This is a genomic window from Micromonospora sp. LZ37 (assembly GCF_059359015.1).
This window is the reverse complement of record NZ_JCADBL010000001.1, coordinates 228,956-243,772: the sequence shown is the minus strand read 5'-3', so window position 1 is coordinate 243,772 and position 14,817 is coordinate 228,956. Positions and strand designations below refer to the sequence as shown.

The 14,817-nt window shown below is 74.0% G+C and carries 14 protein-coding genes; 3 read left to right on the top strand and 11 right to left on the bottom strand.

The annotated features are described in order from the left end of the window. Positions 1–339: 339 nt before the first annotated feature. The 8 genes from AC5L3Z_RS01090 to AC5L3Z_RS01055 form a co-directional block, all read right to left on the bottom strand. A complete protein-coding gene (locus tag AC5L3Z_RS01090; RefSeq protein WP_494838848.1) occupies positions 340–1,599 on the bottom strand; it encodes an MFS transporter in 1,260 nt (419 codons plus the stop codon). Between the two features lie 153 nt (positions 1,600–1,752). Continuing rightward, complete coding sequence (gene htpX / locus AC5L3Z_RS01085) at positions 1,753–2,631, bottom strand: zinc metalloprotease HtpX (RefSeq protein WP_494838847.1); 879 nt, start codon at positions 2,629–2,631, stop codon at positions 1,753–1,755. A gap of 247 nt (positions 2,632–2,878) precedes the next feature. Then, complete coding sequence (locus AC5L3Z_RS01080; RefSeq protein ID WP_494838845.1) at positions 2,879–4,381, bottom strand: NADH-quinone oxidoreductase subunit N; 1,503 nt, start codon at positions 4,379–4,381, stop codon at positions 2,879–2,881. Between the two features lie 172 nt (positions 4,382–4,553). Next, a complete protein-coding gene (locus tag AC5L3Z_RS01075) occupies positions 4,554–6,056 on the bottom strand; it encodes a complex I subunit 4 family protein (protein ID WP_494838843.1) in 1,503 nt (500 codons plus the stop codon). A gap of 114 nt (positions 6,057–6,170) precedes the next feature. After that, complete coding sequence (locus tag AC5L3Z_RS01070) at positions 6,171–8,096, bottom strand: NADH-quinone oxidoreductase subunit 5 family protein (protein ID WP_494838842.1); 1,926 nt, start codon at positions 8,094–8,096, stop codon at positions 6,171–6,173. Next, complete coding sequence (gene nuoK, locus AC5L3Z_RS01065) at positions 8,093–8,455, bottom strand: NADH-quinone oxidoreductase subunit NuoK (RefSeq protein ID WP_494838840.1); 363 nt, start codon at positions 8,453–8,455, stop codon at positions 8,093–8,095. Before nuoK ends, AC5L3Z_RS01070 begins: the two co-directional genes overlap by 4 nt. Next, positions 8,452–8,988: an NADH-quinone oxidoreductase subunit J family protein gene (locus AC5L3Z_RS01060; protein WP_494838838.1), complete on the bottom strand. Its 537-nt coding sequence runs from the start codon at positions 8,986–8,988 to the stop codon at positions 8,452–8,454. The genes nuoK and AC5L3Z_RS01060 overlap by 4 nt, the downstream gene beginning before the upstream one ends. Then, on the bottom strand, positions 8,985–9,587 hold the full coding sequence (locus tag AC5L3Z_RS01055; protein ID WP_334615404.1) for a NuoI/complex I 23 kDa subunit family protein: 603 nt from the start codon (positions 9,585–9,587) through the stop codon (positions 8,985–8,987). The genes AC5L3Z_RS01060 and AC5L3Z_RS01055 overlap by 4 nt, the downstream gene beginning before the upstream one ends. A 95-nt stretch (positions 9,588–9,682) precedes the next feature. Here AC5L3Z_RS01055 and AC5L3Z_RS01050 point away from each other — a divergent pair, with 95 nt between their 5' ends. Beyond that, a complete protein-coding gene (locus AC5L3Z_RS01050; RefSeq protein ID WP_494838836.1) occupies positions 9,683–10,255 on the top strand; it encodes a Uma2 family endonuclease in 573 nt (190 codons plus the stop codon). Here AC5L3Z_RS01050 and AC5L3Z_RS01045 read toward each other — a convergent pair. After that, positions 10,236–10,658 (bottom strand): ester cyclase, encoded by a 423-nt coding sequence (locus AC5L3Z_RS01045; RefSeq protein WP_494838834.1) that lies wholly within the window; start codon positions 10,656–10,658, stop codon positions 10,236–10,238. The two genes, AC5L3Z_RS01050 and AC5L3Z_RS01045, sit on opposite strands and share 20 nt — an antisense overlap. 87 nt (positions 10,659–10,745) lie before the next feature. Between AC5L3Z_RS01045 and AC5L3Z_RS01040 the strand changes: the two genes are divergently transcribed. Continuing rightward, positions 10,746–11,783, top strand: a complete 1,038-nt coding sequence (locus tag AC5L3Z_RS01040; protein WP_494838833.1) for a glutathione S-transferase family protein — start codon at positions 10,746–10,748, stop codon at positions 11,781–11,783. A gap of 149 nt (positions 11,784–11,932) precedes the next feature. Here the strand turns inward: AC5L3Z_RS01040 and nuoH are convergent, their stop codons facing one another. Next, positions 11,933–12,895: an NADH-quinone oxidoreductase subunit NuoH gene (gene nuoH / locus AC5L3Z_RS01035; protein ID WP_494838831.1), complete on the bottom strand. Its 963-nt coding sequence runs from the start codon at positions 12,893–12,895 to the stop codon at positions 11,933–11,935. Further along, positions 12,895–13,665: an NADH-quinone oxidoreductase subunit C gene (locus tag AC5L3Z_RS01030; RefSeq protein ID WP_494838829.1), complete on the bottom strand. Its 771-nt coding sequence runs from the start codon at positions 13,663–13,665 to the stop codon at positions 12,895–12,897. The genes nuoH and AC5L3Z_RS01030 overlap by 1 nt, the downstream gene beginning before the upstream one ends. Before the next feature lie 105 nt (positions 13,666–13,770). Between AC5L3Z_RS01030 and AC5L3Z_RS01025 the strand changes: the two genes are divergently transcribed. Further along, positions 13,771–14,817, top strand: a complete 1,047-nt coding sequence (locus AC5L3Z_RS01025; RefSeq protein WP_494838827.1) for a glucose 1-dehydrogenase — start codon at positions 13,771–13,773, stop codon at positions 14,815–14,817.

Sequence of the window (14,817 nt, the reverse complement as noted above, 5' to 3'; positions counted from 1 at the left end):
ACGGCCTGGCGACGGCCTAGCGGCGATCATGGTGGCGATGTGGCTGCTAGTGGGCGGTATCCCTCCAGTTCACCAACTACAGGTAGCGCGGGACGGGCGGAGCGGAACACCCCTCCGCCCCGCAGCTCAGGTCGCGAAGATCAACAGCAGCACCACGGTCAGGATCACGCTGATCAGGATCGAGCCGAGGCATCCGACCCGGTTCGAGAAGAAGAGGAACATGACAGCGCTGTACCCACCCCGCCGCGGATGAGGCACCCGGTGGCGACGATCACCCGTCGAGCGGCCCTCCCCGGTCGGGGAGGGCCGCTCGACGCGTACCCGGGACGACGGTGACGGTCAGACGAGCGTGGGCTGTTCGGCGCGGACCGCGACGGCCTCCGCGCGGGTGATCGGGCCGCCGGGCAGCGCGGCGACCGCGGCGCCGACCGCGACCGCCGCACCGGCGAAGAGGAACGCCCACGGCACGCCACCGGCGTGGTCCACGATCAGGCCGGCCACCGCGCCGCCGGCGGCGCTGGCCGCCACCGACATGGTGACCACCCAGGTGTACGCCTCGTTCAGCATGCTGGTCGGGGCGATCCGCCCGACCAGGGTGTTCTCCAGGATCAGCGCGGGCGCGATGGTGGCCCCGCCGATCAGCAGCGCGACGCCCAGCCCCCACGCGTTGGGCATCACCGCGAAGACGGCGAAGCTGCCGGCCACCCCGCCGAGCAGCACCGCGAACTGACGGGTCATGTTCGCCGCCGGCTTCCGTACCCCGAACCAGACGCCCCCGGCGGCGCTGCCCACGCCCCAGACGGCCAGCAGCAGGCCGGCCAGGCTCTCCGGGTCGTCGGTGGGCTGGCCGCCGGCGAACGCCGGCACGATCACCCCGGCCGCGCCGAACGAGATACCGAGGCTGGCGACGCAGACCAGCAGCGCGGGGAAGCCACCCACCCGCAGCGGACCGAGACCCTTGGTGTGGTGCCCGTGCGGGTGCGGCCGCCAACCGCGCATCACCCGGCCGAGCGCCACCGCGCCGGTGCCGACGAGGGTGACCACGGCGGCGCCGACCAGCGCGGCCGCCGCGTCGGCGACCAGCACGAAGGCGGCCACCAGCAGCGGCCCGAGTACGAAGACGAGTTCGAAGAGCGAGGTCTCGGCGGCCAGCGCGGTGTTGCGCAGGTGGTACCGCCCGGAGGCCGGGCCGGTCAGGTCGTTCCAGGTGCCCCGGATCGCGGCGGTCAGCGGCGGGAAGGTGGCCCCGGCGACACCCGCGGCCAGGTAGATCAGGCCGAGGTTGCCCGCCTCGGCGCGGCTGGCCCAGAGCAGTCCGAGCAGGGCGAGGGGGTGGGCGACGGCGGTGGCGAGCAGCACCGGGCTGGGTCCGGCCCGGTCCGCGATCCGGCCGGCGACCGGGCTGAGCGCCGCGCCGCACAGCGCGTAGATGCCGCCGGCGACCGCGGCGAGCGAGTACCGGCCGGTCACCTGCTCGACCACCAGCAGCAGGGCCAGGGGGGTCATGCCGATGCCGAGCCGCCCGACCATGCCGAGGATCAGCAGCATCGGCGCGCCGGGGATCCGCCAGACCGTCAGGTACTGGCGCAGTGCGGCCACGGTCGACCTCCGGAGGATGTGACGGGTGGGAGACAATCCGACCCTAATGCCGCACGGGTACGCGCGGAAAACGGTTATGACGTCCACCCCGTACACAGGGATCCGCCCGTGTCCGGCGGACCGGACACGGGCGGACGGGTCGTGCGTGGGGCGTCAGCGCTGGAACTGCACGGGGCCGGTGTTGCCGGCCAACTGCTCCAGCCGGGCCACCCGCTCCTCCATTCGAGGGTGGGTGGAGAAGAGCGCGGCGACCCCGCCGCCCCGCTTGAACGGGTTGTCGATCATCAGGTGGGCGGTGCTGGTCAGCTGGCCCTGGGCGGGCAGCGGCCGGCTCTGGGTACCCATGTGGATCTTCCGCAGTGCGCTGGCCAGGGCCAGCGGGTCCCGGGTGAGCTGGGCGCCCGAGGCGTCGGCCTGGAACTCCCGACTCCGGCTGATCGCCAGCTGGATCACGGTGGCCGCGATCGGACCGAGGATCAGGGTGAGCAGCAGCACCGCCGGGTTCGGGGCGTCCTCGTCGTCCCCGCCGCCCAGCGGGATGAACCAGGCGATGTTCGCCAGGGCGGTGACGATGCCGGCCAGACCGGCCGCCACGCTGGAGATGAGGATGTCCCGGTTGTAGACGTGCGACAGCTCGTGACCGATCACCCCGCGCAGCTCGCGGTAGTCCAGAATCTCCGTGATGCCCTGGGTGACGCAGACCGCCGCGTGCGCCGGGTTACGCCCGGTCGCGAAGGCGTTGGGCTGCGCGGTCGGACTGACGTACAGGCGGGGCATCGGCTGCCGCGCCTCGGTGGCCAGCTCGCGGACCATCCGGTACAGCTCGGGGAATTCCGCCTCACTGACCGGTTGCGCCCGCATCGAGCGCAGCGCGAGCTTGTCGGAGAAGAAATAGGTCACACCGTTCATCAGCAACGAGACGACGACGGCGATGACGAGGCCGCCGCTCCCACCGAACCAGTAGCCGACCGCGATGATCAGCGAGGTCAGCAGGCCCAGCAGGGCTGCGGTCTTCAGACGGTTGTGATGCACGATCGCTCCTTCGGTGCGCGAACCACGCGGGGTCCGCTGACCGGTCCAACACTCCGGTACCCGGCAACCATCCTGCTCATGACTGTGAGTTGGCTGGAGGTCGCTGCGGGCGCGCTGCCAGCACCGCCCTGGCGCCAGGCGGGCGCGGCTGGCGGGCGCCATTTGCGGCGTGTCGGGGTATCCCTCCCCCGGGACACCGCGACACGCCGCAAACCGGGGCGGCGGGGCAGATCGGGTGGGGACGGGGTCAGCGGGCGGCGAGGTCCAGCACGAGCTGCGGAGCGAAGCCGACCACCACGGCCACCGCCGTCGCGGCGGCCAGGGCCACGGTGACCGTCCAGGCCGGGCGCGCGACGGCCGAACCGACGGCCGGGACCGGCGCACCGGCCGGGTCGGTCGCGGGAGCCCCGTCGGGGGCGGCGTAGAGGGTGGCGGTGAGGCGCAGGTAGTAGGCCAGGCCGATCACCGCGTTGACCGCCACCACCAGGGCCAGCCAGCCGGCACCGCCGTCCAGCAGCGAGCGGACCACGGTCACCTTGGCGAAGAGCCCCGCCAGGCCCGGCGGCAGCCCGGCCAACCCGATCAACGCCAGCGCGAGCGCCGCGCCCACCCACGGGTGCCGGCGGGCCGCGCCGCGCAGGTCGTCCACCGTGCCGCCGTCCGCGCCGGCCGGGCGCAGCGCCACCAGCGCCGCGAAGGCGGCCAGCTCCAGCAGGACGAAGAAGACCGCGTACGCCACCGCGGCCGCGTATGCCCCGGTGCGGGCCTCCTCGGTGCGTCCGGCGGTCAGCGCCAGCGCGCCGAGCGGGGCGAGGATGTAGCCGGCCTGCGCCACCGACGACCAGGCGAGCAGCCGGACCGTCCGCCGCTGGCGCAGCGCCACCAGGTTCCCGACGGTCATGGTCAGCACGGCGAGCAGGGCGAGCGCCGGACCGGTGATATCCGCCGGCAGCGCCCGCTGGACGACCGCCAGCAGGGCCACCACCCCGCCCAGCTTGGAGGCGGTGGAGAGGTACGCGGCCACCGGCAGCGGAGCGCCGTCGTAGGTGGCCGGGGCCCAGGCGTGGAACGGCACCGCGGCGACCTTGAAGGCCAGCCCGAGCACCACCAGCACCACTGCGGCGGTGACCAGCGGCAGGTCGGGCCGGGGCGCGAGAAGCACGCCGAGCCGGTCCAGGTGCAGCCCGCCGGTGGCCGCGTAGAGCAGCGCCGCCCCGAGCAGGGTCAGGGTGGTCGCCACCACACTCACCACGAAGAACGTCACCGCGGCCTCCGCGCTGGCCAGGCTGCCCCGACGCAGCCCGACCAGGACGTAGATCGGCAGGGTGAGCGTCTCCAGCGCGACGATCAGGGTGATCAGGTCCCCGGCCGCGCCGAGCACCACGCCGCCGGTCATCGAGCAGGCCAGCAGGAAGCAGTACTCCCCCACCGGCGTCGGTCCACGGCGCAGCAGCGGACCGGAGAGCCCCAGCACGCCGAGGGTGAGCAACGCGAAGACCACGGCGACGAGGGCCGCCCGGCCGTCGAACATCCACGAGCAGTCGCCCCCGACGCAGAACGTCCGCCGGGTCCCCCCCGCGCCCACCAGCGCCGACCCGATCGCGGTGGCGGTGGCGCCCGCGGCGGCCACCGCCACCGTCGCGCCGGCCCGCGCGACCAGCAGGTCGGCCAGGAGCACGAGTACGGCGGTGCCGGCGGCCAGGTACGCCGGCAGCAACGCCACGCTGTCCACGCTCTGCACGAGACTCACCGGAGCCCACCTTCGTTTGCGACTGCGGGGCTCGCAAGCTCACTCCTCGCGCTCACCGGAAGCCCACCTTCGTTCGCGACTGCGGGGCTCCGCTGCGCTGCACTCCTCGCGCTCACTGGAAGCCCACCTTCGTTCGCGACTGCGGGGCTCCGCTGCGCTGCACTCCTCGCGCTCACCGGAGCACCTCCACCAGGGCGTCCACCGGGCCGGTGGCGAAGCCGAGCACCAGGGTCGGCGCCAGGCCCACCGCCAGGGCGAGCAGCACCAGCGGGGCCCAGGCGGTCAGCTCGGCCCCGGCCAGGCCGGGGGTGAGCCGCCCCACCGCCGGGCTGGGCCGGCCGTGGGTGACCTGCCGCAGCAGCCGCAGGAAGTACGCGGCGGTGAGCGCTCCGCCGACCGCGGCCAGCACCGCCAGGGTGGTCCAGAGCGGTCCGCCCCGCCGGACGGCGGCGAACACGGCGAACGCCTCCCCCCAGAACCCGGCCAGCCCGGGCAGGCCGAGCGAGGCGACCGCGGCGAAGCCGAGCAGACCGGCCAGCCGGGGCGCGGTCTCCCGCAGCCCGGACAGCTCGGCCAGCGATCCGGTGTGGGTACGGTCCTTGACCGCCCCGGCGACGAAGAAGAGCAGACCGGTGATCACGCCATGCGCGATGTTGCCGATCAGCGCCGCCTGGATGCCGGTCGCGGTCAGGGTGGCCACTCCGAGCAGCACGAAGCCCATGTGCCCGACACTGGAGTAGGCGATCAGCCGTTTCAACTCGTCCTGCGCCAGGCAGACCAGCGAGCCGATCAGGATCGCCGCGACGGCGAGCACACCCAGCACCGGCGCGGCCCAGCGGGCGCCCTCGGGCGCGACCCCGACGGCGACCCGGATCAGGCCGTACGTGCCCATCTTGAGCAGTACCCCGGCGAGGATCACGCTGCCGACGGTGGGTGCCTGGGTGTGCGCGTCGGGCAGCCAGGAGTGCAGCGGCCAGAGCGGGGCCTTCACCGCGAAGGCGAGCCCCAGCAGGGTGAACGCGGCCAACTGGGTGCCCCGGGACAGCCCCGTCCCGCCGGTGAGCGCGACGATGTCGGCGGTGCCGGCGGCGGCCACCACCACGTATACGCCGACCAGCAGCAGCACCGAGCCGAGGAGCGTGTAGAGCGCGAACTTCCGGGCCGCCCGGCGCCGGTCCCCGCCGCCCCAGCCCGCGATGATCGCGTACATCGGCAGGAGGACGACCTCGAAGAAGAGGAAGAACAGCACCAGGTCGAGGGCGAGGAAGGTGCCGAGGATGCCCACCTCGACCACCAGCAGCAGCGCCACCAGGGTGCGCCCTCTCCCGCCGGCGGGCACCTTCCACACCGTGTAGCCGCAGCAGAGCAGCGTGAGCAGGGCGGTCAGCGCCACCAACGGCCAGGAGATCCCGTCGACGCCGAGGTGGAAGCGCAGGTCGAGGCCGGGTACCCAGGGCAGGTCGAGCCGGTGCCAGGGCCGCACCGCCGGGGCCGGGCCGTAGCCGAACCAGCCGTGCTCCCCGACCAGCAGCAGTACCGCCGCCACCAGGGTCAGCGCCGCCACCGCCGTGCCCACGATCCGGGCCGCCCGGTCCCGGGGCGTGGCGGCCACCAGCACCGCACCGACCGCCGGCAGCGCCAGGACCGCGACCAGCAGGAGTTCTCCGAGACTCACGGCGCCACCTTCGTTCGCGACTGCGGGGCTCGCAGACCCGGCTCACTCCTCGCGCTCACGGCGCCACCTTCGTTCGCGACTGCGGGGCTCGCAGACCCGGCTCACTCCTCGCGCTCACGGCTGCCCTCCGATCAGGACGGCGGCCAGGCCGACCAGCAGCGCGCCGGCCAGCACCGCCGCCGCCGCGCGGGGCAGCGCCGCGCGGTGCAGCGCGGCCAGGCCACCGCCGAGGCCGACAGCACCCCGACCGCTGCCCTCCACCGCGCCGTCCACCACCACCTCGTCACCGGTACGGGTGACCCGGGCCAGCGCCGTCGCCGGGCGTACGACCAGGGCGTGCTGGACGTCGTCGAGCCGGAACGCGGCCGCGAGGACCGGCCGCAGCGGGCCCAGCGCGCGGGCCGGGTCGGCGGCCGGGTCGCGCCGCCAGCCGGCCCACGCCAGCCCCGCCCCGACCAGCAGCAGCAGGGTCGGCAGCAGCAGCGCGAGCCCCAGGTGCACCAGCTCGACGTCGCTCTCCGTCCCGGTCGCCGGGGCGCGAAGCCGATCGGCGAACGCGGGCAGGAAGGCGGCCAGCCCCAGCAGCGCGGCCGGAACCGCCAGCAGCAGCACCGGCCAGCGCATCGCCGCCGGCGGGTCGTGCGGCGCGAGCAGCGGTGTCCGGGCCTCGCCGAGGAACGTGCGCAGCAGCAGCCGGGTGGCGTACCAGGCGGTGACGGCGACGCCGACCAGCCCGGCCAGCCAGACCAGCCAGCCCACCCAGGCCGGGGCCGGGCCGGCGCCATCCAGCGCGGCGGCCTCCGCGACGGCGAGCACACCGTCCTTGCTCCAGAAGCCGGACAGCGGCGGCACCCCGGCCAGCGCCCCGAGACCGACCAGCGTGCACCAGAAGGTGACCGGCATGTCGCGGCGCAGCCCACCCATCCGGGACATCAGCGTGGTGCCGACGGCGTGGATGACCGCGCCGGCGGCGAGGAAGAGCAGCGCCTTGAAGGCCGCGTGGGTGAGCAGGTGGAACAGTGCGGCGGCGGGCGCGCCCACCGCGAGCGCCCCGGTCATGTAGCCGATCTGGGAGACCGTCGACCAGGCCAGCACCCGCTTGAGGTCGTCCTGGGCGGTGGCCGCGAACGCCCCGAGCAGCAGGGTGACCGAGGCCATCACCCCGAGCACGGCCAGCGCGGTCGGGGCGGCCGCGAAGAGCGGGAAGAGCCGGGCCACCGCGTACACGCCGGCGGCGACCATGGTGGCGGCGTGGATCAGCGCGGAGATCGGGGTGGGACCGGCCATCGCGTCCGGCAGCCAGGTGTGCAGCGGGAACTGGGCGCTCTTGCCGGCCACCCCGGCGAGCAGCAGCAGGCAGGCGGCGGTGAGGGTGCCGGCGGCGTGGTCGTGGGCGAGCACGTCGGCGATCCGGAAACTGCCCGCCGAGACGCCGAGCAGCGCGATGCCGAGCAGGAAACCGACGTCACCCACCCGGGTGACCAGGAACGCCTTCATCGCGGCGGCCGGCGCCTCGGGCAGCCGGCGGTCGTGCGCGATGAGCAGGTAGGAGCAGAGACCCATCACCTCCCAGCCCACCAGCAGCAGCACCAGGTCACCGGCGACCACCACCAGCAGCATCGCCGCGGTGAAGAGGCTGATCTGCGCCGCGTACGGCGGGTAGCGGTGGTCGACCTCGACGTCGTCGTGCGGGCCGCGCCTGAGGTAGGCGGTCGAGTAGACCTGCACGGCCAGGGCCACCGTGGTCACGGCGACCGCGACCAGGGCGGTGGCGCCGTCCAGCCGCACCCCGAGGGTGACCCGCAGCCCGCCCAGGTCGACCCAGGTGGTGGCGGTGTCGACCGGGTCGCCGACCCGGGCCAGCAGGGCGAGCGCGATCAGCAGCGCGCCGGCCGCGCCGGTCACGCCGAGCGCGATCGCCGCCCGCCGGGCCCGGTCCTCACCGGTGGTCGCGCCGCGCGGTGACGGCGGCAGCAGCAGGCCGATCAGGCCGGCGAGCAGGGGTACGACCGGCAGCGCGGCCCCGAGCAGCCCGGTCACCGCTCCCCCTCCGCCCGGTCGGCGTCCCCGGCCGCCGCCAGCGCCGGGGTCGGCGCCTCGGTCAGCGGCACCTCGTCCACCGCCACGCTCGCCTTGAGCCGGTAGAGCTGGAGCACGATGGCGAGGCCGACGCCGATCTCGGCGGCGGCCAGCACGATCACGAAGAGCGCGAAGACCTGCCCGCCGTGCGGCAACTGGGCCCGGACGGTGGTGTCGGCGGTGACCAGGATCAGGTTGACCGCGTTGAGCATCAACTCCACGGCCATCAGCACCAGCACGGCGTTGCGGCGGCGCAGCACGCCGTACCCGCCGAGGCCGAAGAGCAGCGCGGCGGTGACGTACGGGATGACCGGTCTCACCGGCGACCGCCCTGCTCGGTGGCGGCCCGGTCGGGGCGGCGGCCGATGTCGGGGCGGGACAGGATGATCGCCCCGACCAGGGCGGCCAGCAGCAGCACGGAGAGCACCTCGAAGGGAAGCACCCAGGAGCGGAAGACCTGCTCGCCCAGGCGCTCGGCGGTGCCCGCGGCCGGCAGCTCCACCCGGGACCAGCGGAACGCGTCGACCAGCAGCACCGCCAGGCCGAGCCCGCTGCCCCCACCGATCAGCGCGGCCGGCCAGCCGGGGCGGTCCAGGTCGTCGGAGGCGCCGATCGGGGCGCGGGTGAGCATCACCGCGAAGAGCAGCAGCACCACCACCGCGCCGACGTAGATCAGCACCTGCACCCAGGCCACCAGCTCGGCGGTGAGCACCAGGTAGTCGCCGGCCAGCGCGCCGAGGCAGACCACCAGGTAGAGGCCCGCCCGGACCAGGTGTTTCGTGCTCACCACGAGCACGCCCGCCCCGACCGCCACCACGCCGAGCGCGAGCAGCAGCACGTCCGCACCCGTCATGGGGTCGTACCTCCGTCGGCGGCGGGGCCGGGCTCGGGGCGTACCACGGTGGGACGGGCGGCGGAGCTGGTCGGGGCCCCGGCCTTGCGCGCGGCGGTCGCCTCCTCCTTGGCCGGCTCGCCGTTACGGTCGTGCGCCGGCGGCGGCGGAACGGTCCCCATCCACTGGCCGAGGTGGTCCTTGTCGTGCAGGAGGTTCTTGATGTCGTACTCGGCGTACTCGAACTCCGGGGACCAGTAGAGCGCGTCGAAGGGGCAGACCTCGACGCAGATGCCGCAGTACATGCAGAGCGAGAAGTCGATGTCGAACTTGTCGAGCACGTTGCGCTGGCGGGGGCGGGCGGCGCCGGGCACCGCCACCTCCTCCTTGTGGGAGTCGATGTAGATGCACCAGTCCGGGCACTCCCGGGCGCAGAGCATGCAGACCGTGCAGTTCTCCGCCAACAGCGCGATCACGCCGCGCGACCGGGGCGGCAGCTCGGGGGCGACGTCCGGATACTGCTGGGTGGTCGACCGGCTGGTCATCGTCTTCAACGTGACCGCCAGCCCCTTCACCAGCCCCTCGCCGGGGAAGCCGCTGCGCTCAGTCATGCCGCTCATCCTGCCCTGTGACCCCGGCGCGCGCGAGCGCCACCCACCTCTTGGCGGCGGTACCCTACGGACGGGGAGAACGACCGACCGGGAAGGGCCCGTCGATGACCGCCGCGCTGCACGACGACTTTCCGCCGTCGGGCGAGTGGACGACCGACGACCTCGACCGCCTGCCCGTCGACGGCCGCCGTCACGAACTCCTGGACGCAACCCTGCTCATGTCGCGCTCCCCCACGCGACTCCACCAGTCCATCGCGCTGCAGCTTGGCGCAGCCCTGCAAGAGAGCTGCCCCGCCGACCTCGACGTCACCCAGGCCGTCGAGGTGCGGCTCTCCCGGACCCGGTCCTTCATCCCGGACGTGCTGGTCACCGAGCTCGACGCCGCCGCGCGGAATCCGTCGCACTACCGCCCGCACGAGGTGCTGCTGGTGGTCGAGATCGTGTCGGAGGGCTCCCGCAGTGTCGACCGGGTCCTCAAGCCCGCCCTGTACGCCGAGGCGGACATCCCGTACTTCTGGCGGATCGAGACCGAGAACGGCATCGTCGTACACGCGCACAAGCTCGATCCGATGAAGCGGGTCTACGTCGAGCGGGCCCGGATGACCGACGGCATCCTGCTGCCCGAGCCGTGGGAGATGGACATCCCGTTGAGTCGGCTCACTCCGCGCGGCCGCTGAGCGGAGGAAGCAGCTCGACGCCGAGCTGCTGGAGGAGCTGGAACAGCTCGTTGGCGCTCCACACGTCCACGATCCGCCCCCGCCCGTCGAAGCGCAGGAACGTCGCGCCCGAGTAGCTGACCACCTGGCCGGTCGGCGGCACCGGCCCGAACCGGCCGACCTGGGTGCCGGCGGCCCGCCAGCGCAGCGCCACCCGGTCCCCGGCGGCCACCACGTCCACCAGCTTGTAGCGCAGGTCGGGGAAGGCCGCCCGGCGGTCCCGGTGCCAGGCCAGCGTCGCCTCCGGGCCGGTCCCGCCCAGCCCCGGGCACTCCTCGCCGACCAGCTCGTACGCGGACTCCTCCCGCCCGCCGTTCCACACGTCGGCGACGAACCGCCGCGCCGCCGCCTCCACGTCCGCCATCCGCGCAGCCTAGTCGGCACTCCCCGGACCAAGCGGCCGGTGATCCGCGAAGATGGGCGGGAGAGACCGGCACAACAAGGGGGCGACGTGGGCGAGGAAACAGGTACGACGACCGGCGGCAAGTACGTCGAGCCGGGTAAGGAGTTCACCCGCGACCAGCGCTACATCGCCACCCGGGTCACCGCCGACGGCCGGGACGGCTGGCCGGTGGAGACCGGGCGGTACCGGCTCGTGGTCAGCCGCGCCTGCCCGTGGGCCAACCGGCTGATCATCGTCCGGCGGCTGCTCGGGCTGGAGGACGCGATGTCGATGGCGGTGGCCGGGCCCACGCACGACGCCCGGAGCTGGACGTTCGACCTCGACCCGGGCGGGCGCGACCCGGTGCTCGGCATCGAACGCCTCCAGGAGGCGTACTTCAAACGCTTCCCGGGCTACGAGCGGGGCATCACCGTGCCGGCGATCGTGGACGTGCCGAGTGGGCAGGTGGTCACCAACGACTACGCCCAGATGAGTCTCGACCTGTCCACCGAGTGGACCGAGCACCACCGGCAGGGCTCGCCGCAGCTCTACCCGGAGCCGCTACGCGCCGAGATCGACGAGGTCAACGACGTGGTGTTCCGGGACGTCAACAACGGCGTGTACCGGTGCGGCTTCGCCGGCAGCCAGGAGGCGTACGAGAAGTCGTACCACCGGCTCTTCGACCGGTTGGACTGGCTGACCGAGCGGCTGGCCGGGCAGCGGTACCTGGTCGGCGACACGATCACCGAGGCGGACGTACGGCTCTTCCCCACGCTGGTCCGCTTCGACGCGGTCTACCACGGCCACTTCAAGTGCAACCGGCAGAAGCTCAGCGAGATGCCGGTGCTCTGGGCGTACGCGAGGGACCTGTTCCAGACCCCGGGGTTCGGTGACACGGTCGACTTCGACCACATCAAGCGGCACTACTACGAGGTGCACCGGGACGTCAACCCGACGGGCGTGGTGCCGCTCGGCCCCGACCTGTCGAACTGGCTCACCCCGCACGGCCGGGAGACCCTCGGCGGCCGCCCCTTCGGCGACGGCACTCCCCCGCCGCCCCCGCCGCCCGCCGAACGGGTCGACCCCGCCCACACCCCGCTGCGCTGACGGCGGCGCGGGGCGCGTTGCCGGCACGCACGCTCTGCGGCGGGTCGGGGTGTCCGGGCGCTCGGACACCCCGACCCGCCGCAAGGCGAGTGGATCTCGGGCGCGGTGCGGCGGGCCGCCGGCCGGGCCAGCGGGCGGGGCGGGACCGGTCAGAGGGCCACGCGGACGGCGGCGGTGAGGACCAGCTGGGCGAGGGAGAGCGGCACCAGCACCAGCCAGCAGAGGCGTTGCAGCTGGTCCTCGCGCAGCCGCGGGTACGACACCCGCAGCCAGATGATCACGAAGGAGACCGCGAACACCTTCAGCAGCGTCCAGAGCCAGCCGAGCTGGCCGTCGGCGAACGGACCCTGCCAGCCACCGAGGAAGAGCACCGTGGTCAGCGCGGCGATCACCACGATGCCGACGTACTCGGCGAGCAGGAAGAACGCGAAGCGCAGGCCGGTGTACTCGGTCATGTAGCCGAAGACCAGCTCACTGTCGGCGACCGGCATGTCGAACGGGGGTCGCCGGATCTCCGCCAGCCCGGCCACGAAGAAGACGAACATCGCCGGCGCCTGCCAGATCAGCCACCACGGCTGCCACGCCTCGACGATGCCCGAGAGGCTGAGCGTGCCCGCCGCCATCGCCACCGAGGCGGCGGCCAGCACCAGCGGCAGCTCGTAACCGAGCAGCTGAGCCGCCCCGCGCAGGCCACCGAGCAGGCTGTACTTGTTGGCCGACGCCCAGGCCGACATCAGCACCGCCACCACGCCCACGCCCACCACGGCGAGCACGAAGAACAGGCCGATGTCCAGCGGCTGCCCGACCAGGTCGTCCGGGCCGAGCGGGATCACCAGCAGCACCAGCAGGTAGGGCACCAGGGCCACCACCGGGGCGAGCCGGAACACCGCCCGGTCCGCCTCGCGCGGGGTGACGTCCTCCTTCTGCACGAACTTCACCCCGTCGGCGATGAGCTGCGCCCAGCCGTGGAAGCCGCCGGCGTACATCGGACCGAGCCGGCCCTGCATGTGCGCCATCACCTTGTGCTCGGCCTGGCCGACCAGCAGCGGCAGGGTGAGGAAGGCGACCAGCACGCCGCCGACCCGGATCACCAGCTCCAACCACAGCGGCATCAGGCCGCACCCCCCTCGTCGCCCGCCGGCCGTTCCCCGGCCGGGCCGCCGTCGGGAGCCGGGCCGTCGCCGGTCGCCGCGGGGCGCGGGGTACGCGCCGCCCCCGGGGCGGGCCGAGCGGGCCGCTCCCGGGCCGGGCGGGCCGGGGCGCCGCCGCGCGGCCCCTCGCCCACCCCCGCCGCGCCGGCCGGGGTGGGCGTGCCACCCCACTCACCGGGTGCGGGCACGCCCGGCGGCCGGATCTGGCGGCGACCGCCGCCCGCCTCCGACTCGCCCGGCTCCTTCGCGCCCGGCCACGGCTTGGCCACCCGGGAGGCGAGGACGAACTCCTTGCGCAGCGGATGCCCCTCGAACTCCGGCGGCAGCAGCAGCGGCGCCAGGTCGCCGTGGCCGGCGAAGTCGATGCCGAACATCTCGTACGTCTCCCGCTCGTGCCAGGCGGCGCCGGGGTAGACGTCGACCACCGACGCCACGGTCGGCGACTCGCGGGGCACCCGGGTGCGCAGCAGCACCCCGTGCCGGCGGGTGGTCGACCAGAGGTGCGCCACCACGTCGAAGCCGGCGGCCAGCTCGTCGACGGCGGAGAGCCAGTCGAAGAAGTCGCAGCCCAGCTCGGCGTCGTCGCGCGCCGCGCGCAGCGCGTCCGCCCAGGCGGCGGGGGGTACGTCGACGGTGGCGCGGGCGTACCCCTGGCCGCCGGAGACCGACGCGGTGGCCTCCACCGGCGCGAGCAGCGCGACCATCCGCTGGCCGACCTCTTCCGGAGTCATGCCGCTGATCCTAGGGCCGACGGCCCGGGACCGGGTCGGGCCGCCCGGCGGGAGCATCTGCCGCTTTGCCCGGCGGGCGACCGCCCGACCGGGAAGGATGAGGGCGTGCGAGCTGTGACTGTCTCTCCCGGCATGCCCGATTCGCTGCGGCTGGTCGAGGACTGGCCGGAACCGCCCACCGAGGAGGGCGAGATCCTGGTCGAAGCCCTGGCGGTGGGGATCTGCGGCACCGACCTCGAGATCGTCTCCGGCGCCTACGGGGAGGCCCCGCCCGACCAGGACCGCCTCGTGCTGGGGCACGAGGCGTTGGGCCGCGTGCTGGAGGACCCGACCGGCACCCTGCAACCCGGCGACCTGGTCGCCGGCGTGGTGCGGCGCCCCGACCCGGTCCCCTGCCCGAACTGCGCGGTCGACGAGTGGGACATGTGCCGCAACGGGCAGTACACCGAGCACGGCATCAAGGGCCTCCACGGCTTCGTCCGGGACCGGTGGCGGATCCAGCCGAAGTACGCCATTCCACTGGACCCGGCCCTCGCCTCCGTCGGGATGCTGCTGGAACCGACCAGCGTGGTGGCGAAGGCGTGGGACCACATCGATCAGATCGGCGCCCGCGCCCTGTGGCAGCCGCAGACCGCGCTGATCACCGGGGCAGGACCGATCGGCCTGCTCGCCGCGCTGCTCGCCACCCAGCGCGGGCTGACCGTGCACGTGCTCGACCGGAACACCACCGGGCCGAAGCCGGACCTGGTGCGGGGGCTCGGCGCGACGTACCACACGGTGCCGGTGGCCGAGTTGGATCTCCAACCGGACGTGGTGGTGGAGTGCACCGGCGCCCCCGTCGTGGTGCTGGACGCGATGTGCAAGGTCGGGCCGACCGGCATCGTCTGCCTGACCGGCGTCTCCAGCGGCGGCCGGGCCATCGACTTCGACGCCGGTGCGTTCAGCCGCTCGATGGTGTTGGAGAACAGCGTCGTCTTCGGCTCGGTCAACGCCAACCGCCGGCACTGGGAGCTGGCCGCCCAGGCGCTAGCCCAGGGCGACCAGTCCTGGCTGAACGCGCTGGTCACCCGCCGGGTGCCGGTGTCGGGGTACCTGGACGCGTACACCCACGCCAGCGACGACATCAAGGTGGTGCTGGACTTCACCGCCTGA